Origin of the sequence: Bradyrhizobium sp. 31Argb (genome assembly GCF_043638955.1) — a bacterium.
In the GTDB taxonomy this organism is placed as follows: Bacteria; Pseudomonadota; Alphaproteobacteria; order Rhizobiales; family Xanthobacteraceae; genus Bradyrhizobium.
Genome location: NZ_JBEGDB010000633.1, coordinates 1 through 995, shown reverse-complemented (window position 1 = coordinate 995; position 995 = coordinate 1). Strand labels below are relative to the sequence as shown.

The window sequence follows — 995 nt, the reverse complement described above, 5'->3', positions numbered from 1 at the left end:
GCGGGCTGCTCACGATCGTCTGAATTCGGCGCTCATGATCGCGCGAAATCGCTGCTCACCATCAGTGAAATATGCAAGGTTCATCCAGATTCGCACTTGCCTCCTCGGCAGCTCTCTACTTCTGCCGGTGAGCTCTTCAGATTAGGATTTCAGCATTGCTGCCGGCGCCTGATAGATGCCGCCTCTGACCAGGAGGGCCCAAATGGTGCGCGCAATTTTATTGGCAAGCGCCACCGATACTACCTTGACTGGCCGTCTTTGCAGCATTGTCCGAATCCAGAGCGGGACTTTCAAGCCTCGTTTGGCAAGTTTGATGATAGAGGTCGCACCGACGATTAAGAGCGTTCGTAGTTGCCTATTTCCCCGCTTTGATATCGCCCCGAGTCTTTCTTTCCCGCCGCTCGACTGTGCTCTCGGTGTTAGTCCCGTCCAAGCCGCAAAATCTCGTGCGGTCGCAAAGCCCTGAGGATCCAAGACTGATGTCCGAACGGTGGCGGCGATGAGAGGACCGACACCGGGTATGCTCATCAGACGTCTCGCATCGGGGTCCTTCCTGACGGCAGCCAAAATTTCTTTGTCGAGCTTCTCTATGCGGCTTGTAAGCACCTCAATCTGCTCAGCGAATTGGATCAGGGCAAACCGGGCGGCGCAAGGGATTCTGTTGTTATCCTCATCCCGGAGAAGCACCAGGAGTTTTGCAATGCTTGCCATGCCTGTCCCGCGATAATGCCTAATTCGGCCATATGAGCGCGCAGGGCATTTGCAGTCTGGCTGCGTTGCTTTATCAGCAGCTCTCGCGTTCGCAAAATCATGCCGGCTGCTTGCTGTTCCGCAGTCTTGACGGGTACGAACCGCATTGTCGGACGGGTGACGGCCTCGCAAATGGCTTCTGCGTCCGCCACATCGGTCTTGTTTCGTTTGAGTAGAGTCGAGGAGAGGCGCGGTGATGCGCTTGTTGCGCGTTCCGTTTCCTCTCCCCGCTCATCAAACCGGAC

The 995-nt window shown here is 56.1% G+C and carries 2 protein-coding genes; both read right to left on the bottom strand.

The annotated features are described in order from the left end of the window. Positions 1–141: 141 nt before the first annotated feature. Entirely contained in the window at positions 142–711 is a 570-nt protein-coding gene (locus AAFX91_RS41970) for an IS110 family transposase (RefSeq protein WP_394570385.1), read from the bottom strand. After that, on the bottom strand, positions 630–995 hold a 366-nt coding region (locus AAFX91_RS41965), incomplete at its 5' end, for a transposase (protein ID WP_394570384.1). The genes AAFX91_RS41970 and AAFX91_RS41965, both read right to left, overlap by 82 nt.